This window comes from Streptomyces sp. NBC_00012 (assembly GCF_045040875.1).
Classification (GTDB): Bacteria; Actinomycetota; Actinomycetes; order Streptomycetales; family Streptomycetaceae; genus Streptomyces.
The window spans coordinates 7,497,388-7,517,954 of record NZ_CP108309.1 but is presented as its reverse complement, the minus strand read 5'-3'; the positions used below and the strand labels follow the sequence as shown (position 1 = coordinate 7,517,954).

The 20,567-nt window shown below is 70.4% G+C and carries 17 protein-coding genes and 1 pseudogene; 1 reads left to right on the top strand and 17 read right to left on the bottom strand.

Annotated features, from left to right (window positions below; genetic code table 11):
• Positions 1 to 66 precede the first annotated feature (66 nt).
• From OHA19_RS34165 to OHA19_RS34085, 17 genes and pseudogenes are all read right to left on the bottom strand, one after another.
• Positions 67 to 2,916 carry an ATP-binding protein gene (locus OHA19_RS34165; protein ID WP_405752727.1) on the bottom strand — a complete coding sequence of 950 codons (2,850 nt, stop codon included), beginning with the start codon at positions 2,914 to 2,916 and terminating at the stop codon, positions 67 to 69.
• Positions 2,917 to 3,022: 106 nt separating this feature from the next.
• Positions 3,023 to 3,637 (bottom strand): FMN reductase, encoded by a 615-nt coding sequence (locus tag OHA19_RS34160; RefSeq protein ID WP_405752724.1) that lies wholly within the window; start codon positions 3,635 to 3,637, stop codon positions 3,023 to 3,025.
• Complete coding sequence (locus tag OHA19_RS34155; protein ID WP_405752722.1) at positions 3,634 to 4,731, bottom strand: LLM class flavin-dependent oxidoreductase; 1,098 nt, start codon at positions 4,729 to 4,731, stop codon at positions 3,634 to 3,636. Before OHA19_RS34155 ends, OHA19_RS34160 begins: the two co-directional genes overlap by 4 nt.
• 68 nt (positions 4,732 to 4,799) lie before the next feature.
• On the bottom strand, positions 4,800 to 5,636 hold the full coding sequence (locus OHA19_RS34150) for an alpha/beta fold hydrolase (protein WP_405752719.1): 837 nt from the start codon (positions 5,634 to 5,636) through the stop codon (positions 4,800 to 4,802).
• Positions 5,637 to 5,775: 139 nt separating this feature from the next.
• Positions 5,776 to 8,544 carry an ATP-binding protein gene (locus OHA19_RS34145; RefSeq protein ID WP_405752716.1) on the bottom strand — a complete coding sequence of 923 codons (2,769 nt, stop codon included), beginning with the start codon at positions 8,542 to 8,544 and terminating at the stop codon, positions 5,776 to 5,778.
• Positions 8,541 to 9,428 carry a carbohydrate ABC transporter permease gene (locus OHA19_RS34140; protein ID WP_405752713.1) on the bottom strand — a complete coding sequence of 296 codons (888 nt, stop codon included), beginning with the start codon at positions 9,426 to 9,428 and terminating at the stop codon, positions 8,541 to 8,543. Before OHA19_RS34140 ends, OHA19_RS34145 begins: the two co-directional genes overlap by 4 nt.
• Positions 9,425 to 10,390: a carbohydrate ABC transporter permease gene (locus OHA19_RS34135; RefSeq protein WP_405752710.1), complete on the bottom strand. Its 966-nt coding sequence runs from the start codon at positions 10,388 to 10,390 to the stop codon at positions 9,425 to 9,427. The genes OHA19_RS34140 and OHA19_RS34135 overlap by 4 nt, the downstream gene beginning before the upstream one ends.
• On the bottom strand, positions 10,390 to 11,718 hold the full coding sequence (locus OHA19_RS34130; protein ID WP_405752707.1) for an ABC transporter substrate-binding protein: 1,329 nt from the start codon (positions 11,716 to 11,718) through the stop codon (positions 10,390 to 10,392). Before OHA19_RS34130 ends, OHA19_RS34135 begins: the two co-directional genes overlap by 1 nt.
• Before the next feature lie 137 nt (positions 11,719 to 11,855).
• Positions 11,856 to 12,581: an alpha/beta fold hydrolase gene (locus OHA19_RS34125; RefSeq protein ID WP_405752705.1), complete on the bottom strand. Its 726-nt coding sequence runs from the start codon at positions 12,579 to 12,581 to the stop codon at positions 11,856 to 11,858.
• A gap of 55 nt (positions 12,582 to 12,636) precedes the next feature.
• Positions 12,637 to 12,951: a GNAT family N-acetyltransferase gene (locus tag OHA19_RS34120; protein ID WP_405752702.1), complete on the bottom strand. Its 315-nt coding sequence runs from the start codon at positions 12,949 to 12,951 to the stop codon at positions 12,637 to 12,639.
• 45 nt (positions 12,952 to 12,996) lie between these two features.
• Complete coding sequence (locus OHA19_RS34115; RefSeq protein ID WP_405752699.1) at positions 12,997 to 13,737, bottom strand: acetate uptake transporter family protein; 741 nt, start codon at positions 13,735 to 13,737, stop codon at positions 12,997 to 12,999.
• A gap of 16 nt (positions 13,738 to 13,753) precedes the next feature.
• On the bottom strand, positions 13,754 to 15,619 hold the full coding sequence (locus OHA19_RS34110) for an amidohydrolase (protein ID WP_405753345.1): 1,866 nt from the start codon (positions 15,617 to 15,619) through the stop codon (positions 13,754 to 13,756).
• Between the two features lie 17 nt (positions 15,620 to 15,636).
• Positions 15,637 to 16,590, bottom strand: coding sequence for an alpha/beta hydrolase (locus tag OHA19_RS34105; RefSeq protein WP_405752696.1), 954 nt, complete (start codon positions 16,588 to 16,590; stop codon positions 15,637 to 15,639).
• 72 nt (positions 16,591 to 16,662) lie between these two features.
• A pseudogene (locus OHA19_RS34100) lies at positions 16,663 to 16,890 on the bottom strand (DNA starvation/stationary phase protection protein); the annotation flags it as partial.
• A gap of 84 nt (positions 16,891 to 16,974) precedes the next feature.
• Complete coding sequence (locus OHA19_RS34095) at positions 16,975 to 17,496, bottom strand: DoxX family membrane protein (RefSeq protein ID WP_405752693.1); 522 nt, start codon at positions 17,494 to 17,496, stop codon at positions 16,975 to 16,977.
• A gap of 5 nt (positions 17,497 to 17,501) precedes the next feature.
• Entirely contained in the window at positions 17,502 to 18,164 is a 663-nt protein-coding gene (locus OHA19_RS34090) for a hydrolase (protein WP_405752690.1), read from the bottom strand.
• Positions 18,165 to 18,329: 165 nt separating this feature from the next.
• Complete coding sequence (locus OHA19_RS34085; RefSeq protein ID WP_405752687.1) at positions 18,330 to 18,602, bottom strand: hypothetical protein; 273 nt, start codon at positions 18,600 to 18,602, stop codon at positions 18,330 to 18,332.
• A gap of 662 nt (positions 18,603 to 19,264) precedes the next feature.
• Here OHA19_RS34085 and OHA19_RS34080 point away from each other — a divergent pair.
• Positions 19,265 to 20,515 carry a PucR family transcriptional regulator gene (locus tag OHA19_RS34080; RefSeq protein WP_405752685.1) on the top strand — a complete coding sequence of 417 codons (1,251 nt, stop codon included), beginning with the start codon at positions 19,265 to 19,267 and terminating at the stop codon, positions 20,513 to 20,515.
• Positions 20,516 to 20,567 lie beyond the last annotated feature (52 nt).

Genomic DNA, 20,567 nt, shown 5'->3' with positions numbered 1-20,567 from the left:
CGACGACGTCAGCACATCGCACGAATCGTCCACGGGGGCACGACATCGACAGGGGATACGAAGCAATTACTCTCCGCTGTCGCGAGTCCCTACCAGCCGTGCCAACTCCGTTCGCGAGGTGATGTCGAGCTTGGTGAAGGCGCGGCGCAGGTGCGAACTCACCGTGTGCGGCGAGAGGGAGAGCCTCTCGGCCACCTGAAGGTTCGTCAGTCCTTGGGCCACGAGCCGTGCCACACGGACCTCGGACGCCGTCAGCTCGGGCCATTCCTTGATGTATCCGGCCGACGAGGGCGGCCTGCGCACGCCCGCGGCCCGCAGACGTCGACGGACGCGTGCGACGTCCCGCTCGGCGCCTGCTTGCGTGTAAAGGGCGAGGGCCTTGTCCAGGTACGGCACCGCTTCGGAGACACGGGTGGCGGCGAGCCTGCGGCCGGCGTCCTCCAACGCCGACGCCCGGGCGATCGGCCGGGGGCAGTCCTCGTGCAACCGGACCGCGCGCAGGAGGTGACCGAAGTCGTTGTCGTGCAGCCCGCGGGCGTGCGCGGCCGTGGCGGCGAGGATCGTGACGTCGGGGTTGCGCGCGGCCCGTCGCTCGGCCACCGCGACCGCGAGCGCGGCCCGCTCGCGTGCGCCGGCCCGGAGCGCCATGCGGACGAGGACGGGGGCGTCTGCGGGGTCGACCGGGCCGACGAGGGAAGGCCGATCCTCGGCGAGCGCCGCCATCACGTCGTCGAGTGCGGCCATGGCGTGGCCGGGCCGGCCTTCGCAGTCCGCCAGCAGGGCCAGCATCCAGGAGCCCATGTTGCGGACGAGCGGTGCACTGTCGCTTCGCATCCGCCGCGCATCGGCCGCGTACCCTCGTACGGCCTCCTGGTCGCCGGTGTGGAGTGCGACGCGCATCAGCGTGTACGAGAGCGTGAGGTCGGCGAGGTTGCCCATGCCGAGTTCGTCCGCCATCGCGGACGCGGCTTCCGCCTCGGCCCGGGCGTCCGTCAGCCGTCCGGCGTCGAGGAGGACTCGGGTACGGATCATGAGCCACATGCGTGTGGCGGCCGCATGGCCCACTTTCCGGGTGTTCCAAAGGCCGGCCTGCGCGACGGCCAGCGCCTCCGCGGAGCGGCCGGCCGCGTTCAGCAGGAAACCCTGCCACAGGGCCTCCGGAACCCACCCGGAAGGCACGATCCCCATCTCGGCAACCCGGTCCACCTGACGGAACGCCTCGTTCCAGTCCATCCGGTGGAAGCTGATGATCGAGTCGACCACCCTGAAGGTGGCCTCGGCGGCCCGGTCCCCGGCCGCTTCGACGGTCTCCAGCGCCTCGGCCACGGCCTGCTCGGCCGCCTCGTTGTCGCCCGACATCGACAGGCTGAGACAGAGCAGCGCGAGCAGTCGGGCACGCAGGGCCGCCGGGATCCCGGGCAGTGCCGCCCCGGCACGGGCCTGCCGGACCGCCTCGGAGAAGTCCAGCTCGCACGACAGGCGCGCCAGGCCGAGACGTATCCGTGCCTCGTCCTCGGGCCTGAGGCCACCGGCCGACAGAGCCGAGGTCCCCAGGTGACGGGCCCGGGCCCGCTGCCCCGTCTGCCAGAGCAACGGGATCGTCTCGGCGATGACCGTCGGCCGTTCTGGAGCGTCCGCCGCGGTGAGTTCCAGCGCTCTGATGCTGAGGTCCGCGGCTGATCCGGGAGCGGTGGCCGCGAGTTCCGCCGCAGCGGTGCGCAACCGGTCGACGGCCGCCCGATCACCGTCCGCGCCGCCGACCGGTGGCGTAGGGGGGTCGACCTGGAGTGTCGCGCTCTCCAGTAGCGCCTCGGCCTGACGGCGCAGGGTTCGGCGCACGGAGAGTGGAAGACCGGCTTCCAACGCCTCGCGGATCAGCTCGTGGCGGAATTCCAGATGATCGCCCGTTTCGGTCAGCAGATCGGAATCGAGGGATTCCCGCACTGCGGTGATCAGTGCCGCCGACGACCTGCCGAGCAGTTCGGCAAGGAGGCCCACGGTGACCGGGCGGCCCGCGACGGCTGCCGTTTCCACGAGTTCGCGAGCCGCGTCGGACAGCAGATCGAGGCGGCGCCCGACGGAGGGCAAGGAGCGGATGGGGAATGCGCGGGCGGGGAGGATTCCGGCCGACAGCCGGGCCGTGCCGTTGTCGACTGTCACCACCCCCTCGTCCCGCAGCCCGCCGAGCAGCTCGGTCAGCAGCTGCGGAACGCCGTCGGCGCGGCGGGCGACGCGGAGGACGTCCGGGTCGGGAACCGCACCCAGGACGTCCTGCGCGATCTGCGCGACCGCCTGGTCCGCGAGCGGGCCCAAGGCTACTTCGTGCGCGCCCGCCTGCTGGATCCTGTCCAGTGTCGTACGCACGCCCGGCGGCACGACGCTTCCGCTGCGCACGGCCACCAGCCACAGGATCGCGTGCGGCGAGAGTCGGGCCGCCAGGGTGTGAAGGGTGAGGAGCGTCAGGTCATCACACCACTGGAGGTCGTCGAGGATGATGAGCAGGGGCTCGCCCCGCGCCGCCTCCCGCAAGCGGTCCATCAGTTCCTGGAGCAGCCAGAACCGCTGGCTGGGCACCGTGGCAAGCTCCCGGAGCCGGGCGGCGTCCGGCAGCGGCTTCTCCCCGGAGATCAGCCCGTCCAGCAGCGGGGCGAGCGGCACGAACTGGTCGTCGGGGTCCGCTCCCCCGTGGAACACCCGCATCCCACGCCCCTTCGCGGATGCCGAAGCCTCCGCAAGGATCGTGGTCTTGCCACTGCCCGCGGGGCCTTCGACACGGACGATCCCGCCTTCGCGGCGGGCCAGCGAGTCAAGCCGCTCCTCGATGAACCCCACCTCCGTCTCCCTGCCGCGGACCGCCGCGCCCACGCCGCCGAGGTGCTCGGGAAATGGCCATGTTGTCAATCGGGTCACTCTCATTCCGCCGCCCGGGGCCGCACCGGATGGGACTCGGTTCCGGGTGCGGTAACGGCGGATCAGTATGAAGCATGGGACCGGCCCGATCTCCCCGAGGGTGTCCCCGGCCTCAGTCGAAGCGCAGGTCGGCGAGTTGCCGTTCGAGCGCGGTGACGTCGTCCTCGGGCTCGGCACGGGCCGGGCGGGCGGCCATGAGCGCGGCCAGCTCGCCGCCAGCCCGCCGGATGCGCGCGGGAAGACCGTCGGTGTACTCGTCTCCCCCTGATCCCCAGTCCTCGGACGCCGCGTACACCGCCGTGGGGACGACGGCGGCGCGCAGATAGGCGAAGAGCGGGCGCAGGGCGTGCTCCAGGACCAGGGAGTGACGGGCGGTACCACCCGTCGCCGCGATCACGACCGGTTTCCCGGTGAGAGCGTCCGGGTCGATCAGGTCGAAGAAGGACTTGAACAGCCCGCTGTAGGAAGCCGTGAACACGGGAGTCACGACGATCAGGCCATCGGCCTCCGTCACCGCGTCGATCGCCGCGGCCAGTCGGGACGGTGGGAAGCCGGTTACAAGGTGGTTGGCGACGTCGCGGGCCAGTTCGCGCAACTCGATGACCTCGGTCGGCACGGTATGCCCCTGGGCCGCGAGTTCGCCGCGGGCGGACTCGATGAGTCGGTCCGCGAGCAGGCGGGTGGAGGAGGGGGTGCTCAGCCCCGCGGAGACGGCGATCAGCTTCATGCGGCGCTCACTTCCCGCGTCGTCGCGGTGGCGGCGCCCCGTGCCGGGTGCGTCGGTGCGTTCGGCACGTCGGCCGGGCGTCCGTTCGCGAACTCCTTGCGCAGCACGGGCACGACCTCTTCGCCGAGGATGTCGAGCTGTTCCAGGACGGTCTTCAGGGGCAGGCCCGCGTGATCCATCAGGAAGAGCTGGCGCTGGTAGTCACCGACGCTCTCCCGGAAAGTCAGGGTCCGCTCGATGACCTGCTGGGGAGAGCCCACGGTCAGCGGGGTCTGCTCGGTGAATTCCTCCAGCGACGGGCCGTGGCCGTACACGGGAGCGTTGTCGAAGTACGGGCGGAACTCCCGTACGGCGTCCTGGGAGTTCTTCCGCATGAAGACCTGTCCGCCGAGACCCACGATGGCGTCCTCCGGACGGCCGTGGCCGTGGTGAGCGTACCGGCGCCGGTACAGCTGGACCATGCGCCTGGTGTGGTCCGCCGGCCAGAAGATGTTGTTGTGGAAGAAGCCGTCGCCGTAGAACGCGGCCTGCTCCGCGATCTCCGGGGACCTGATGGATCCGTGCCAGACGAATGGCGCGGCGCCGTCCAGCGGCCGGGGTGTCGAGGTGAAGGCCTGCAGGGGCGTACGGAACGTGCCCTCCCAGTCCACGATGTCCTCGCGCCACAGCCGCCGCAGCAGCGCGTAGTTTTCCTTGGCGAGGTTGATGCCCTGGCGGATGTCCTGCCCGAACCACGGGTACACGGGCCCGGTGTTGCCACGCCCCAGCATGAGGTCGACCCGGCCGTCGGCCAGGTGCTGGAGCGTCGCGTAGTCCTCCGCGATCTTCACCGGGTCGTTGGTGGTGATCAGCGTCGTGGCGGTGGACAGGATCAGCTTCTCGGTGCGGGCGGCGATGTAGCCGAGCATGGTGGTCGGGGACGACGGTACGAACGGCGGGTTGTGATGCTCGCCGGTCGCGAAGACGTCCAGGCCGACCTCCTCGGCCTTGAGCGCGATGGCGATCATCGCCTTGATGCGCTCGTGCTCCGACGGCGTGCGGCCGGTGGTGGGGTCGGGTGTCACGTCCCCGACGGTGAAGATGCCGAACTGCATGGGGTCTCTGCCCTCCTGGATCTGCCTGGGTCCTGCGGATGCGGGCCGTGGAAGCGGCGGGTGCGGCGTCACTTCGACAGGAAGGCGAGGAGGGCCGTGTTGACCTCCTCCGCATGGGTCCACAGGAGGCCGTGCGGGGCGCCTTCGATCTCCACGTAGTCGGCGGACGGGAGCATCTGGTGGAACGGGCGCGCCGTTCCCTCGGCCGGGAGGATCCGGTCGGCCGTGCCGTGCAGGATGAGCGCCGGGACGTCGATGGCGGGGATGTCGGCGCGGAAGTCGGTGTACCAGGTGGAGGGCGCGGCCGCGGCTGCGAAGGAACCGCCGCCTGCCGCGACGTTCCAGCTGTTGCTCACCGCTTCGGCGCTGATCCTGGTGCCGAGGTTCTCGTCGAGGTTGTAGAAGTCGTTGAAGAAGGCCGTGTAGTAGGCGTACCGGTCGGCCTTGACGGCGGCGACGACTCCGTCGAAGAACTCCTTGGGGGCGACACCGCCCGGGTTGTCGTCGTTCTTGAGCAGGAAGGGCTCAAGCGAGGCCAGGAAGGCGACCTTGGCGACCCGGCCGGAGCCGTACGCGGACACATAGCGGGCGACCTCACCGGTGCCCATGGAGAACCCGACCAGGACGGCGTCGCGAAGGTCGAGGGTCTCCATCACGGTGTTCAGGTCGGCGGCGAAGGTGTCGTAGTCGTACCCGGCCGTCGGCTGGCCGGACTGCCCGAATCCGCGGCGGTCGTAGGTGATCACGCGGTAGCCGGCATCGAGCAGGGCAGCGCTCTGCCGCTCCCAGGAGTGTCCGTCGAGCGGGAAGCCGTGGATGAGGACGACCGGCTGACCGGCGCCGTGGTCCTCGTAGTACAGGTCGATTGCGGTGGAGTTCTCCTGGCCCACGGTGATGTACGGCATGGGGTGCTTCCTCGATTCGGGTCGGCTGGTCCGCGCATCGGTGCGGCGCGGACTGCCGTCACGCTACGGTCGGCACGGCGCCGCCTGTTGTCGCGTGACGCACCACGCCTTGCCCAGGTGCGCAGAGTTCCGCCCGGAATCAACCGGCGTCGGCCGGCTCGACGTCGGCTCCCGCCAGCACGAGCCGGGTCAACTGGACCCTGGAGCTGACCGAGAGCTTGCGGAAGATCGACGCCAGATGGGTGTTCACCGTGTGCGGGGAGACGAACAGAGCGGCGGCGGCCGACCGGTTGGTGTGCCCCGCGGCGACCAGCCGGGCGACCTTGCGTTCCGAGGCGGTGAGCGCGGCCCAGCCCTGGGTGGGACGCGGCCGAGCCGCGGTGCGCCGGTTGGAACGGATCATGGCTTGGTCCAGGACCGCCCGGACCCGGTTGGCCTCGGAGCTGGCTCCCGCCTGCGTGTACGCCTCGTACGCCCTGGTCAGCGCAGGTATCGCGGCGCCGTCGCCGGTGGTCAGCAGAGCGCGCCCGAGGTCGGCGGAGGCGGCTGCGAGGTGCAGGGGGCGGGGTCCGGCCCGGAGAATCCGGACGGCCTGCTCCAGGAGTGCGTCGTCGGAATTCACCAGGGCGGTCGTGTGGGCGGCGATTCCGTTCGGGGTCGGCACGGAAGGGTTACGGGAGGCGTGCTCGGCCGCTTGGGCCGCGAGGTCCTCGGCCAGGGACCGGTCTCCGGCACGCAGGGCGATCTGCACGGCTTCGACGAACCGTGTGCGCAGAAGCCGCCATCGGACGAACGGGCTGTCCCGCTGGGCGGACCAGAGCAGCGCGGCCGCCGCCGCATGGTCGCCGTCGGCGTCCGCGAGAACGGCCTCAAGGTACTGATGAGCGGCGTGGTTGCCCATGTTCGGCCGGTCGGCCACGGCTGCCCTGACCACGCCGACGTGTTCCTCGGCGGCTTCGCGGTCGCCGCGCAGCATCGCAAGCCGGCCCCGGTTGACACGTATGTTGACGAGGTTGCCGGGCACGCGGATGTCCGCTTCCAGCCGTTCGGCGGTAATGAAGTCGGCTTCCGCGTCGTCGAGCCGCCCAAGTTCCAGGTTCAGGCTTCCTTGGGCCCACATCAGCATCGCGGGGCGCAGGGGTTCGCCGTCCGCCGTCCTCAGCAGCTGCCGGGCGCAGTCGAATTCGTCCATGTGAACCCGTGCGACGACCTCCTCGGGCAGAAAGGCCGCGTCGAACGCGCTCAACGCCATGTGATGGTCGACGGCGGCGGCGCATTCGCCCGCGTTGAGCGCGATCTCGCCGAGGCCCCACAGCGCGACGACGCGGGCCTCTCGGTCACCCGCGCGCTCCGCCTCGGCGAGCGCCCGCTCTCCGGTCCTGCGAGCGGCCGCGAGGTCGCGTCCGCGTGACTGGGCCAGTGCCTGCCGCGCGGTCAGACGAGCCGATGTCACCGGGTCGGTGACGACGGCCAGCGCCGCCGTCGACCGGCGGGCCAGCTCGGGGATGTCGTCGAGGTGCCACAGTGTGTCGCCGAGTACGGACTGCAGCCGGGCGTAGACCCCCAGGGGCGGCAGTCGGGCCAGCAGCACGTCGCCGGTCTCCCGTGCCTGGGTGTACCGGCCCGCGCGGGTCAGTGCGGTGATGGCCTGCTCTCCCGCTCCGAACGCCACGGGGTCGTTGGGCGGCACCAGTTCCAGGGCACGCAGCGCCAGGTCGGCGGCGAGGTCGGGCATGACGGCGAGTACGTCCGCGGCGGCTCTGCCGAGCAGCCCGACCGCCTCGTGATCACCGGGTTCGGCGCTCTTCAGCAAGTGCGGGACCGCGTCGACCGAGGTCCGCCCCGCCGCGACGAGCCGGCTCGCCGCCTCCCGGTGCAGTGCCCTTCGTACCGAGGGAACGAGGTCGCTGTACACGGCCTGGCGGAGCAAATCGTGGCGGAACACGAGGCGTTCGCCGTCGTCATCGAGGAGCCCGGCGGCGATCGCCTCCTGCAGTTCGCCGATGAGGCCGGTCGCGCTCCGGCCGCACAGGGCCGCGGCGTCGGCGAGCTGGAACGAGCGTCCCAGGACCGAGCCGATCCGCAGGAAATCGAGCGTGCCCGGCCGGAGCCCGGCCAGCCTGCCGCGTACGCCGAGCACCAGCCGCTCCGGCGGCTCCGTCCCGTCCGCGCCCGACGCCGCGATGCCCATGAGCATCTCGGCAGCGAGGAGCGGGTTGCCGCCCGACCCGTCGAGGAGATCCGTGACCTTCTCCGGTACGTCCCCGCCGAGCACGTCGCATGCCAGCTCGGCGAGGGCCTCGCCGGACAGCGGACGCAGGGGGAACGTCGTCGTCCGCGGTCCGTTCCCGCGCAGGTCCGGGTCCTCCCTGCCCGCGAGCAGCCACAGGACCGGGGAGGTGAGCAGTCGTGCCGGCATGACGTTCAGCGCGAACCGGCTCAGCGGATCGGTCCACTGCACATCGTCGATCGCGATCAGTACGGGCGTGCCCGCCGAGCGCTCCTCGATCAGCTGGGCCAGCCGTTCGACGAGCCAGATGCGCTGATCGTGGTGGCCCGCGAGATGCGCGAAGTCCTCGGCGGACACCAGGGGCGGGTCGCCGTGCAGGAGGCCCGAGGTCAGCGAGGCGAGCGGTGCCAGCTCATGCAGTTCCTCGGCGTGTCCCTGGCTGACGACGAAGCCGTGGGCCCGTGCGATCGAGACCGTCTCCTCCAGCAGTACGGTCTTCCCGATCCCCGGCTCCCCCACGAGCAGAGCGATCGCGCCGCCGTCACCGTCACGCACGGCCCCGACCAGGGCACGCAGCTGCTCCAGCTCGGCTTCCCGGCCTCGCAGCCCGGGCCGGCTCAGCCTCGTGCCCGTGGTCTCCTCGTCCCCTCCTGATGCGGACGTCTCCACCGCGGTCATCCCTTGACGGAGCCCGCGAGCAAACCCCGGGCGAAGTGCCGCTGGAGAGAGAAGAACACCAGCACCGGGACGAACGCCGACACGAACGCTCCTGCCGTGAGCCGCTGCCACTCGTTGCCACGCGTCCCGGCCAGTCCGGCCAGTCGCACCGTCACCGGCGCGGTCTCGGCCGTCCCGCCCGACAGCGCCAGCGCCACCAGCAGGTCGTTCCACACCCAGACGAACTGGATGATCGCGAATGTGACCAGGGCCGGGCGGGCCAGCGGCAGGACGATCCGGAGCAGAAGCATCGCGTGCGACGCGCCGTCGACCCGGGCGGATTCGATCAGGTCTCGCGGCAATCCGGCCAGGTAGTTGTGCAGAAGGAACACCGCGAACGGCAGGGCGAAGACCGTGTGGGCGAACCAGACGTGGCTGAACCGGGCCGGTCCGGTGAGGTCCCAGGCAGGCAGGAACAGCCATCCCTGGGAAAAGAGCTTCAGCAGGGGGACGAGCGCCATCTGGAGGGGCACGATCTGGAGCGCGAAGATGCCGACGACGAGTGCGTCGCGTCCCTTGAAGTCGATCCATGCCAGGGCGTAGGCGGCGAAAAAGGCCAGGACCAGGGGAAACAGCACCGACGGGAGGGCGATGACGATCGAGTTGACGAGGTGGTCGGCGAGCTGCCCCGACGCGTTCCCGCCTCCGAACAGCACCTCGCCATAGTTGTCGAGCGTGACCTGAGGCGAGCCGAGCATGGTCCACCAGCCCGTCGTCTTGATCTCGTCCTCGGGACGGAACGAGGAGAGGAAGAGACCGAGGGTCGGCGTCGTCCAGAGGACCGCGATCACCACGGCGGTCAGCGAGAAGGCGCGGGAGACGAGGCGCTCCCGGACACGGCTCATCGCGCGCTCCGCTGCGCTCGGACCTTGTAGGCGACGGCCGGGGTGACCAGGGCGAAGAGGAGCACGGCGAGAGCCGCGCCGCGGCCTGTCTGGCCGTAGCGGAAGGCCTGGTCGTACATCTCGTGGGCGATGACACCCGTGTCGAACTGACCGGCGGTCATGGTTCTGACGATGTCAAAGGCCTTGAAGGTGCCGATCAGCTCGGCGAGGACCACGACGAGCAGCGTGGGTCTGATCAACGGCAGAGTGATGTGCCAGAAGATCCGCCGGGGTGACGCGCCGTCCAGTCGGGCCGCCTCGGTGATCTCGCCGGGAACCGCCGTGATCGCGCCCGCCAGCAGGACGGCCGCGAAGCCCGCCTGTGTCCACACCATGGCCACGATGAGGAACAGGACGTTCCAGGGAGAGTCCACGAGCCACTGTCTCGGCGTGCCGCCGAACGCCACGACGAGCTGGTTCAGCAGTCCGATCTGGTCCGCCCCGGCAGGCCGGTAGGCGTAGACGAACTTCCAGACGAGGCCGGCGCCGACGAACGAGATCGCCATCGGCAGCAGGACGAGGGACAGGGCGGGTGCCCGGAACCGCGACCGTACGACGGCCGCCGCGTAGAGAAGTCCGACCGCCGTCACCAGCAGGGGCACCAGCACTACCCAGAGCAGGGTGTTGCGCAGCGCGACAAGCGCCTCGGGATCGGTGAACATCCACGCGTAGTTGTCGAGTCCGACCCATGCGTCCCCCTCCCCGTCCATGAACGACAGCAGCAGGGTGCGCAGACCGGGAAGGAGGAGACCGACCGTCAACAACAGCAGCGCGGGAGCCAGCAGCAGGAAGGCCGGCCCCCGCCGCCGCATCGGCCTCTGGTGCACAACAAGGAGGATCAGACAGACGACCGCTGTGAACGCGCCTGTGCCCTGGAGAAGGTGCAGCAGCTTGGGCTGCTGTGCGACAACATCGAACGACATCAGGGGCGCGGCCAGGACCGTTCGACGGAGTCGGCCATCGCCTTGGTGCTCTCTCCGCCGATCCAGTCGACGGCGCCCTTCCAGAACGTCCCGGCACCCACCGCCGCGGGCATCAGGTCCGAACCGTCGAACCGGAACTGCGTCCGGGGATCCTGGAGCAGCTGGATCGACAGCTTGTCGACCGGACCGGCGGCGTCGGCCGGATCCACGCCCTTGCGCGCCGAGACGAAGGGACCCCTCTTCATGCGCGCGTTGGCGAAGTCCGCGGTCGCCAGGTACTCCTGGAAGGCCCGGACCTCGGGGCGGTCGGAGAACGCGGCGGTGAACACCCCGCCGCCGAGCACCGGCCGGCTGGTCCTGTCCGTTCCCGGCAGGAGGAAGGCGAACACGTCCTTGTCCGGCCCGATCTCGGTACCGTCCGGCCAGTGCTCGGCGTAGAACGAAGCCTGGCGGTGCATCGCGCAGTCGCCGGACAGGATCGGCGTGCCGCCCTCCTGGTAGGCGATCGAGGCCATCGACCGCGCCGGACCGTACCCGCCGTTGGCGTACCGGTCGTTCTTGAGGACGGATCCCACCGTGTCGATGGCCCGGATCACTCTGGGGTCGTTGAACGGAATCTCGTGAGCGACCCACTGGTCGTAGACGTCCGGCCCGAGCTGGCGCAGCAGGACGTCCTCGATCCAGTCCGTCAGGGGCCAGCCGGTCGCCTCACCGGATTCGATGCCCGCGCACCACGGCTTGCCCCCCGATGCCGCGACCTTCTCCGTCACGTCCATCAGCTCGGACCAGGTGCGGGGAACGCTCAGTCCCCTGTCCCGGAAGAACTTCGGCGAGTACCAGACGAACGACTTCACGTTCGCGACCAGCGGAGTGCCGTAGAGGGTGCCGTCCACGGTCGCGTAACTGTTCCAGTCCGCCGACCAGCCCTGCTTCGCCAGGGACGCGAGCCCCGCACTCGCGGGCTTGAGCTTCCCCGCGCGCGCGAAGCGTTCCAACAGCCCCGGCTGCGGGAAGAACGCCACATCGGGCGCGTTCCCGCCCTCGACCCGGATCTGGATCTGGGCCTCGAACTCCCCGTCTCCCTCGTACGCGACGTCGATCCCTGTGCACTTCGCGAAGTCCGCCCAGGTCTCTTCGAACAGATCCGCTTCCCTGTCCCGATTCTCCGCGTAAACGGTGACCTGCGTGCCGGGGTGCTTGCCATATCGTGCGTACAGTCCGCAGTCCTTGCCCTCGTGAGGCTGAGAACCGCTCTTCGGCGCACCGCAGGCGGTGACCGTGACTGCGAGGGTTGTGACGGCGAGCGCGAGTCTCGCGCCGAACCTCATGGGTGTACTTCCTCCGATCGCCCACCAGGTGTTTCTTGGTGGGCGACCGGAGGCTACCAGCGCTCGGACATCATCGCCCAATCGTTCGAGCCCACCCCGAGGGGTGGGCTCGAACGGGCCCTGAGCCGGAGCGCGCGTCAGGCAGCGGTGGACCGGACCGCGTCCTGGATCAGCTCGGCCACGCGCTTGGGCTGGGCGAGCATGACCAGGTGCGAGGAGTCGACCTCGATGATGGTCATGCCGGCACGCTCGTAGCCGTAGCGCTCCACATCGGGGTTGATGGTCCGGTCGGAGGTGGCGATCAGGCCCCACGCGGGCTTACTCTTCCACGCTGCGGCCGGCGCCGTCTCCGTGAAGGCGCGCGCGGCCAGAGGGCGCTGGGAGACGGCGAGCACCGCGGCGAACTCGGGGTCGACATCCGCGGCGAAGAGAGCGGGGAACCTCTCGGCCTCCACCGAGACGTCGGTGCCGGTCTCGTCCGATCCCGCCACGGGGAGCGGCGTGTGGACGAGCGCGTCGGCGAGGCCGGAGTCGGGGAAGCGTCCTTGCAGCTCGCCGAGGCTCTCGCCCTCCTCCAACGCGTATCCGGCCAGGTAGACCAGTGCCCGGACGTTGTCCTCCATACCGGCGACGGTGATGACGGCGCCGCCGTAGGAGTGCCCCACCAGGATCACGGGGCCGGGGATGGCACGTACTACGGAGGCGATGTACGCGGCGTCGTCGACCAGGCTGCGGTTGGGCACGGCCGGAGCCACCACCTTCAGACCGGCGGCGGTCAGTTCGGGAATGACACGGGCGTAGCCGGAGGCGTCAGCGAAGGCGCCGTGGACCAGCACGACGGTGGGGCTGACGGGTCGGGACATGAGTGAACTCCTCGGTGCGTGGGCTGTGGTGTGGAAGGTCGGGCGTCGGCGTGCTTCAGAGGCCGAAATGTGCGCGGCGCGCCTCAGGCACCAGGTCGGCGTACTCGGGGTGCTTGCCGATCCACCCCCGGATGAAGGGGCAGTACGGCAGGACGTGCAGCTCGCGTGCCCGGGCGTCGTCGAGAGCGCCCCGGGCGAGCAGCCCGCCCAGGCCCCGGCCGGCGAACCCGGGATCGGTCTCGGTGTGGATGAAGGCGATCTCGTTCTCCGAGAGGTGGTACTCGGCGAAGCCCGCGGTCTCGGTGCCGTCGTCGCCGGCGAGGATCTCGTACCGGGACTTCTCGGGGCGGTCCACTACCTGCGGTTCCATGGGTGCTCCTGTGTGGTTGCGGTGTTCGTGCGGCGGCGTGTGCGTTCAGAGCGTGCGGCGCACGCCCGCCTGGCGTTCCAGGTTGCGGAGCTGGACCGCGAGGTCGCCCTCGACGGCGGCGTGGGCCGGGCCACTGCGGCCGATGGGCAGCACCTCCTCGCTGCGCATGTCCTCCAGCATCAGGGCGAACGCCGCATACATCGCGACGAGCGCCACCACGAGGCCGAGGGCCCCGGACGTGCGCGTGAGCCATTCGGCGCCGGTCAGCCCCGACAGACCGGTGGCTGCCCAGCGGGGCACGGAAACCACGAGGACGAACCACAGGGCGCGCTTCGGCCGCGTCACGGCGGTCATCAGTGCCCCGAAGCAGAGGAGCGCCAGATTGAAGACGCCCAGCACGCGGAGGCTCTCTGCTGCGCCGCTGAACATGACGAGCGCGTAGGCCAGCCAGCTGCTGGCGAACGTGCCCATGAGCGTCGCAGCGATCACGTCCCGGGCTCCGAAGGCCAGGATGCTCACCAGGAATTGCAAGGCGAAGGCGGGTAGCACGCACAGGGCGACGGCCCTTCGGGCTTCGGTCTCGAAGAGCCCGAGCTGCAGGCATCCCGTCATCACTGAGGCGATCGCCACCGTGAAGAAGCCCAGCGGCATGGGTGAGGCGATGGGGTGCAGGTTGATCCGGGTCATCGACCGGAGGTCCGGTTCGAAGCGGCGTCCCGGTGGTGTGTCCGGCTGGTTGCCCGGCGCGTCGTCGGTGCCGGCAGCGGAGGCGGAAGCGGTACTCATCTGGTGGTTTCCTCGTTCAGTGCTCGAAGCAGGGGTCGTAGAACGGCAGAGGCGCTTCGGGAGCGGAGCCACGTGCGACGCGCCACTGGCGGTGCTGCTCGGACTCGGCGACGGCCTCGGCCACGAGCGACGCCTGGCGAGCACCGCCCTGGTAGCCGCCGAAGTGGGCCACCGGGCTCCACGCCGGATTGACCGGCGGGAGGGCCTCGTCGAGCCCCTCGTACTCCGCGCTCGCGTAGACGATGCGGCCGCCGACGACGGTGAGCACGGACTCGATGTCGGGGATAGCAGCCTCGGGCACGGTGAGGTAGTCGTCGGACAGGATCGCGAGGTCGCCGTAGCAGCCTTCCCGCAGGACTCCCTTGACGTCCTGCTCACCGGTGAGTCGCGCCCCTCCGCGGGTGTAGAGGCCGAGGGCGGTCTCCCTGCTGATCAGGTTCTCGGCCGGGTAGAGCGCCGTGCCGCCGACGGTGCGCCCGGTCACCAGCCAGTGGAGCGCGACCCATGGGTTGTAGGAGGAGACGCGGGTGGCGTCGGTTCCGGCGGCCACGGTCAGGCCCCGGTCGAGCATCGCCCGGACCGGCGGGGTGTGTGCGGCGGCCTCGGCGCCGTAGCGGTCGCGGAAGGCGGTGCCCTGGAAGGACATGCGGTTCTGGACGGACAGGGCGCCGCCGAGGGCCGCGATCCGGTCCAGGCTGTCGGCCGAGACGGTCTCCGCGTGATCGAAGAGCCAGCGGTTGCCGCCGGGGAAGAGTCCTTCCGCCGCGAGCTTCTCGAAGACGGCCAGATCGCGCCGGATCGTCTCGTCGTAGGTCGCGTGGAGCCGGAAGCCCCAGCCGTTCTCCATCAGGAGCCGGACGGCCCGCTCGAACTCGGCCTCGTACCCCGCGGCGAGTTCGGGCCGGGGTTCGGAGAAGTTCTCGAAGTCGGCGGCGGCCCAGGTCAGGTTCTCGCCCGCGCCGTTCAGCCGGAGCCACTCGTCCCCGTCCTCGGGTTTCACCATCTCGGTCCAGCGCTTCAGGTCGGCGAGCTCCTGGCCGGCTGTCTGCGGGAACAGGTGATAGGCGATGCGCAGGGAGAGTTCCCCCGACCGGGCGAGGTCGACGACCGTGGCGTAGTTGTCGGGGAAGTTCTGGAATCCGCCGGCGGCGTCGACCGCGGAGGTCAGTCCGAAGCGGTTGAGCTCGCGCAGGAAGTGTCGCGTCGACGTCCGCTTGTCGGCCTCGTCGAGGGCCGGCGCTTTGGCCAGGGTCGAGTACAGGATGAGGGCGCCCGGAGCGGCGAGGAGGACCCCGTTGGGTTCGCCGTCCCGGCCCCGTACGATCTGCCCCCCGCGCGGGTCGGGGGTCTCTCGGGTGAATCCGGCGGCCCGCACCGCTGCCCGGTTCATCAGGGCCGACTGGTACAGGTGCAGGACGAATACCGGGGTGTCGGGGGCGGCGGCGTTCAGCTCGGCGACGGTGGGCATCCTGCGCTCGGCGAACTGTTCGGCGGTCCAGCCGCCGACGACCCGGATCCACTGCCCCTTGGGGGTGCGGCCAGCCTGCTCGCGCAGCATGGCGAGGGCCTGCCGGAGGCTGCGCACCCCGTCCCAGCGCAGTTCCAGGACGTAGTTCAGGCCGCCCCGGATGACGTGCAGGTGCGAGTCGTTCAGGCCGGGGATCACCCGGCGCCCTAGGGCGTCGACGACCCTGGTTCCCGGGCCGACGAGGTGGGCGAGGTCGTGGTCGTCGCCGAGGGCCGCGACCCGGCCGTCGCGGATCGCGACGGCGCGGGCCTCGGGGCGGTCGGGGTCACCGGTGAACACCTTCGCGTTGCGGACGAGGAGGTCGGCCTGCGGGTGTTCCTGCCGCGGGCCGGGCACGAGGCCCGCCACAGGCATGCTCATCGACGGCCCCATCACGCCAGGGCCTTGCGCAGGGTGTCGATCGCGACACCGATGGCGAGTTCCGCGGCCTGCGTCTCGCGCAGCGCGTTCAGCATGACGAAGTCGTGGATGACCCCCTGTACGCGCAGGGCGGTGACGGGGACTCCGGCGGCGCGGAGCTTCGCCGCGTACGCCTCGCCCTCGTCGCGCAGAACATCGGCTTCGGCGGTGATGACCAGGGCGGGCGGCAGGCCGGTCAGCTGCTCGGTGGTGGCGCGCAGCGGCGAGGCGGTGATCTGGGCGCGCTCGGCCTCGTCGGTCGTGTACTGGTCCCAGAACCACTGCATGCCGTCGCGGCGCAGGAAGTAGCCGGTGGCGAACTGGTGGTAGGAGCCGGTGTCGAAGCTCGCGTCGGTGACCGGGTAGAAGAGGACCTGGTGGGCGATGCGGACGTCGCCGCGCTGCTTGGCCATGAGGGTGAGGGCAGCAGTCATGTTGCCGCCGACCGAGTCGCCGGCGACGGCGATCCGGGTGCCGTCGAGCTCCTTGTGGTGTCCCTCGCGGGCGATCCACTGGGCGACGCTGTAGTTCTGCTCGATGGCGACCGGGTAGCGGGCCTCGGGCGAGAGGTCGTACTCGGGGAAGACGACGGCCGCCCCGGTGCCGACGGAGAGTTCGCGGACGAGCCGGTCGTGGGTGTGGGCGTTGCCGAAGACCCAGCCCGCACCGTGGATGTAGAGGATGACGGGCAGGGGGCCGGTGGCACCGCGCGGGCGCACGATCCGCGCGCGGATGTCGCCGGTCGGACCGCCGTGGACAGTGATCCATTCCTCGTCGACGGCGGGCAACAGGACGCCTTCACCGCTCTGGACGTCGTCCACGGCCTTGCGGCCCTCCGCCACGGGAATCTGGTAGAGGAACGGCGGCTGGGCGGTGGCCTCGGCGAACGCCTGGGCGGCGGGTTCGAGGGTCGGCCGGTTCGGCATGAGGGGTTCTCCTTCGGAGGGTGTGCGGAATGGGACGGGCGTTCAGCGGGTGCCGCGCCCGGCATCGAGCAAGGTCGCCCCGCGCATGAGCCAGTGGTGCTTCTTGTAAAGGGAGTACCGGATCCGCGTGTCGGCGAGTACGCGGTTCAGCCGCTGGCAGGCGTACATGCGGGTGTCGTGGCCGAGGCCGATCGGCAGCTGCTTGAGCGTGCCGACCGCCTGGGTTTCGGCGCCCTTCTGGTGCAGCAGCGGTCGGCCGCCACCGCGCGGGGGATGCGGTGAGTCGGCGGTTTCCTTCAGGTGCTCCTGGTCGGATGAGTGGGAGGGCCCGGCCCCCCGCGCGGGGGACGCGGGGCGGCCGGGCCCGGTCAGCGCGGCTCGCGCTCAGCGCCCACCGTGGGCGGCAGCCTGCGGCGCCGCCGGGGCCGGCCGATGCAGTACAAGCCGGGTGAGCAGCCCGCTGCCGAGACCCGCCACGAGAGCGACGCCCGCCCACCACAGCGGATACGGCGTGAGGCCGAGGGCCGCGTCGAGCGACCAAGCGCCTGGTCCGGTGGCAGCGAGAGCGGCGGCGGTACCGATGAGGACGAGCGGGTACTCGTACCCGTCGTTCTGCACCCAGAGGCCGTTGTGCCATTTCACGGTGAGAGCGACCGTCATGACTCCAATGGCCCCGGTCGCCGCGAGCGGGGTCAGGAGGCCGGCGGCGAGCAGCAGACCCGATCCGATCTGGCCACCGCCCGCCGCCAGGGCGGTAAAGGCTCCGCCGCGGAAACCGTCGGCACGGAACTCCTCCGTTCCGCCCTCGAGTCCCCTGCCGCCCAGGTGCGAGCTGATCTTCTGCACCCCATGGCCGGCGACGAGCAGGCCTACCAGCAGACGCAGGATCAGAATGCCGGTGTCCAAGGAGATCAGCCGGCCGCGTGCGCGCCGATGACGCTCTGCGCGTACACGACACCCAGGCCGTACGCGCCCGCGTGGGCCTTGACGATCTCCATGACCGCGCCGTACGTCTCCTGACGCGCCCAGTCACGCTGCAGCTCCAGCAGCACCTGCACCCAGGTCACCGGCACCGCGCCGGCGGCGATCATCCGCTGCAGCGCGTGCTCGTGGGCGGCCGGGCTGACGCCGCCGGAGGCGTCGGAGACCACGTACACCTCGTAACCCTGCTCCAGCGCGGACAGCGCGGGCAGCACCAAGCAGACCTCGGTCCACAGGCCCGCCAGGATGATCTTCTTGCGCCCGGTCGCCTTGACCGCCGCCACGAGCGCCTCGTCCTCCCAGGCGTTCATGGTCGTGCGGTCGATGACCTCGTGCTCGGGAAACACCTCGGCAAGCTGCGGCAGCAGGGGGCCGGAGAACGACTCGGCTGCGACCGTTGTCAGGACGGCCGGCACATCGAACGCCTGAGCCGCCTTGGCGAGACCCACGGTGCTGTTGATGATCGCGGCGCGGTCGCCGCTCCCGGTGCCGAAGAACATCTGCGGCTGGTGGTCCACGAAAAGCATGACCGCGTTGTCGGGCGTGAGCAGGTCCGCGCTGGGGGCAGCCTGCACCTTGTTGATGTCGAACATGAGGGGTCCCTTCGGAACAGTCGGTATCGCGCCCGCCGCGTTCCTGCGGCTCGGCACACCCCAAAGCTATGACCGGCCCGACCAACCGACTTTTCTCCCTGCGCCCAGGAGTTGGCACGACAGTGCACTACCCGCTAAGGACCGGGACCACCGTCCACTCCTCGATCACGCCACGTGCGCCATCGCCCTGCTGTCGCCGCCTGCCTCGACCGGATAGACATCGAGGTCGATCTCCTCCGCCGCATGGAAGCGGAAGGTCGCAAGCACCTCGTCTACCGGCCGGACCCGCAGCTCAGCGCACTCGGCGTCAGCCAAGCGGGTACTCGGCAGCAGCGAGCCGGAGCAGAACGGTGCCCGCACCGGATGCGGCACCCGTCGTAGCCCGAAGAGTGCAGAAGGCGGCGCACCGGTCCGCGGACCGCGGTTGTTGGCCTTCACGAGCGGGACGGCCGTGGTCGGCGTCGCCCTGGGTGGAGTCGCCGCGTGGCAGGACTGTGATGAGTCACGTCGAGATGGCGGACAAACTGCTGATCGAGCCAACGGGTGGACCTGGCCGAAGCCGACGTCCGGGAGACATATCGGGGGCACGGCAGTCTCTGACGAGCCGCCAATTACCTTGTGGCTCATGCCGGAACGCCGGCGCCGAGCCTGGCAGCAGCCCAACCCGGGCCGCAGCTCGGCCGTCAGCGCCATAAGCAGGCCGGCGCCGAGTGGGAACCCTGTTCCGGACTGCCGGCTCCGCGTTCGCCACCCTCGCCCACCCGGCGTCCCCGGTGCTCTGCCTTGCCCGACGACGGGCCGATGCCTCCTTCGCCATGCTCCGCGACAGAACGTTCTGTACCAGCGGCTCAGCCAGGAGGACACAGGGCCCGTGCGAAGCCGCGCCGCCATGCTGCCCGGCTCCACGCCCCGACGCGGCTCGCTGTCCCTTGGCCAGAACCCGGTCGGTATCCGCACGGCCCTCCACACCAGCCCCCTATGGCTGTCCACGGCCGCAAATCGGACACGGCGGGACGAGCTGCGTGCCGCACCTCACACTGTCGAAAATTTGGAGTCCCGGATTCACGCCTTGTAGAAAGAGGGTCAAGGGAAGGATCACCATGGCCGAACGGCTGCAACGGGCTCGGGTGGGCAGCGACGCACTGCAGGAACTCGTAGAGGAGCTGGCCGAGAGGCTGCAGCGTTCCGTGGTCCTCGACGACCCGCTCGTCAGGTTCATCTGCTCCAGCAGGCACTTTGAGGACGCGGATCCGGTACGCGTCCGCAGCCTGCTGCAGGGCCTCGCGGACAGCGAGATCATCCGGTACGTACTCGACCAGGGCGTTGCCCAGTGGGCGAAGCCGGGGTATATCGAAGGCCGAGACGACCTGGGACTGCTTCCCCGCTACTGCGTGCCGCTGCGAGAACGCGGACATCTTCTCGGCCTGCTCATGGTCATCTCCGCTGACAAGAACCTGACAGCGGACGAGACGGCCGCCATCGCCAAGTCGGCCCAGGTCATCGCGGCCCAGATGTACGCGGAACATGTGGCCGACCATGCCGAGGAGAGCGGCGCGCAGGAACTGCCCTGGGCCCTGCTCAACTCGAGCCCCGCCGCGCGCGGTGCCGCCCAGCAGCAGATCCTGGACACCGGCGTGCTCCCGAACGCCCCGCACGCCGTGGTCAGCGTCGTTCAGGTGGCTCGGTCCCACGAGCCACCCGGGCAGGTCGAGAACGCGCTGCGTGGTGCGCTGGAGAGTTTCCGCCGCACACGGTCGGCGCACGGCGCCGTCGCGGTCACCACCGACCGCGCGGTCCTGCTCCAGCTGAGCGAGCAGTCGCTGGATCCGCGGGAACTGAAGGAGCAGTCCCGTCGGATCATCGAAGCCCTCGACACCTTCCTGGACTCCACCGCCGCTCCTGTGCTCGGCATCGGAGGGCGTCAGACCGGCCTGGCCGACGCGTGGGTCTCCTACGAGCAAGCACTCGTGGCAGCCCGCGCGGCCCGACGGATGCCCCACTCCGAGCGCGTCGGCGACTGGGAGGAACTGCGGGAGTTCACGGTCCTCCTGCAGCTTCCGGATCATGCCCTGAACGCATCCCTGCTGCCCAAGCCGCTGCGCGCCCTGCTCGCGGCCGCCGGGGGACATCGTCTTGAGGAGACCCTGCGGTCCTTCCTGGAGCACGCCGGCTCGGTTCCGAGGACCGCGGAAGCGCTGCAGATCCACCGCACCTCGCTGTACTACCGGTTGCGGCAGATCCAGGAGATCACCGGGCTGGACCTGGACAGCGGCCCGGACCGGCTGGTCCTGCACCTTGGCCTGCGTATCCGGGAACTGCTGCAACCGGACGGGCACGCCACCACCGACTGAACGGACCGACCGCCACCCCCTGCCCCGCCTGTCGGTTCCACTGCTACGAAGT

Bases quoted from the DNA above. Each gene is read 5' to 3' on its own strand.
- OHA19_RS34140 (WP_405752713.1), bottom strand. From the start codon at position 9,428: ATGAGCCGTGTCCGGGAGCGCCTCGTCTCCCGCGCCTTCTCGCTGACC.
- OHA19_RS34110 (WP_405753345.1), bottom strand. From the start codon at position 15,619: ATGCCTGTGGCGGGCCTCGTGCCCGGCCCGCGGCAGGAACACCCGCAG.
- OHA19_RS34135 (WP_405752710.1), bottom strand. From the start codon at position 10,390: ATGTCGTTCGATGTTGTCGCACAGCAGCCCAAGCTGCTGCACCTTCTC.
- OHA19_RS34160 (WP_405752724.1), bottom strand. From the start codon at position 3,637: ATGAAGCTGATCGCCGTCTCCGCGGGGCTGAGCACCCCCTCCTCCACC.
- OHA19_RS34120 (WP_405752702.1), bottom strand. From the start codon at position 12,951: ATGGAACCGCAGGTAGTGGACCGCCCCGAGAAGTCCCGGTACGAGATC.
- OHA19_RS34115 (WP_405752699.1), bottom strand. From the start codon at position 13,737: ATGAGTACCGCTTCCGCCTCCGCTGCCGGCACCGACGACGCGCCGGGC.
- OHA19_RS34145 (WP_405752716.1), bottom strand. From the start codon at position 8,544: ATGACCGCGGTGGAGACGTCCGCATCAGGAGGGGACGAGGAGACCACG.
- OHA19_RS34105 (WP_405752696.1), bottom strand. From the start codon at position 16,590: ATGCCGAACCGGCCGACCCTCGAACCCGCCGCCCAGGCGTTCGCCGAG.
- OHA19_RS34125 (WP_405752705.1), bottom strand. From the start codon at position 12,581: ATGTCCCGACCCGTCAGCCCCACCGTCGTGCTGGTCCACGGCGCCTTC.
- OHA19_RS34155 (WP_405752722.1), bottom strand. From the start codon at position 4,731: ATGCAGTTCGGCATCTTCACCGTCGGGGACGTGACACCCGACCCCACC.
- OHA19_RS34090 (WP_405752690.1), bottom strand. From the start codon at position 18,164: ATGTTCGACATCAACAAGGTGCAGGCTGCCCCCAGCGCGGACCTGCTC.
- OHA19_RS34165 (WP_405752727.1), bottom strand. From the start codon at position 2,916: ATGAGAGTGACCCGATTGACAACATGGCCATTTCCCGAGCACCTCGGC.
- OHA19_RS34130 (WP_405752707.1), bottom strand. From the start codon at position 11,718: ATGAGGTTCGGCGCGAGACTCGCGCTCGCCGTCACAACCCTCGCAGTC.
- OHA19_RS34150 (WP_405752719.1), bottom strand. From the start codon at position 5,636: ATGCCGTACATCACCGTGGGCCAGGAGAACTCCACCGCAATCGACCTG.
- OHA19_RS34080 (WP_405752685.1), top strand. From the start codon at position 19,265: ATGGCCGAACGGCTGCAACGGGCTCGGGTGGGCAGCGACGCACTGCAG.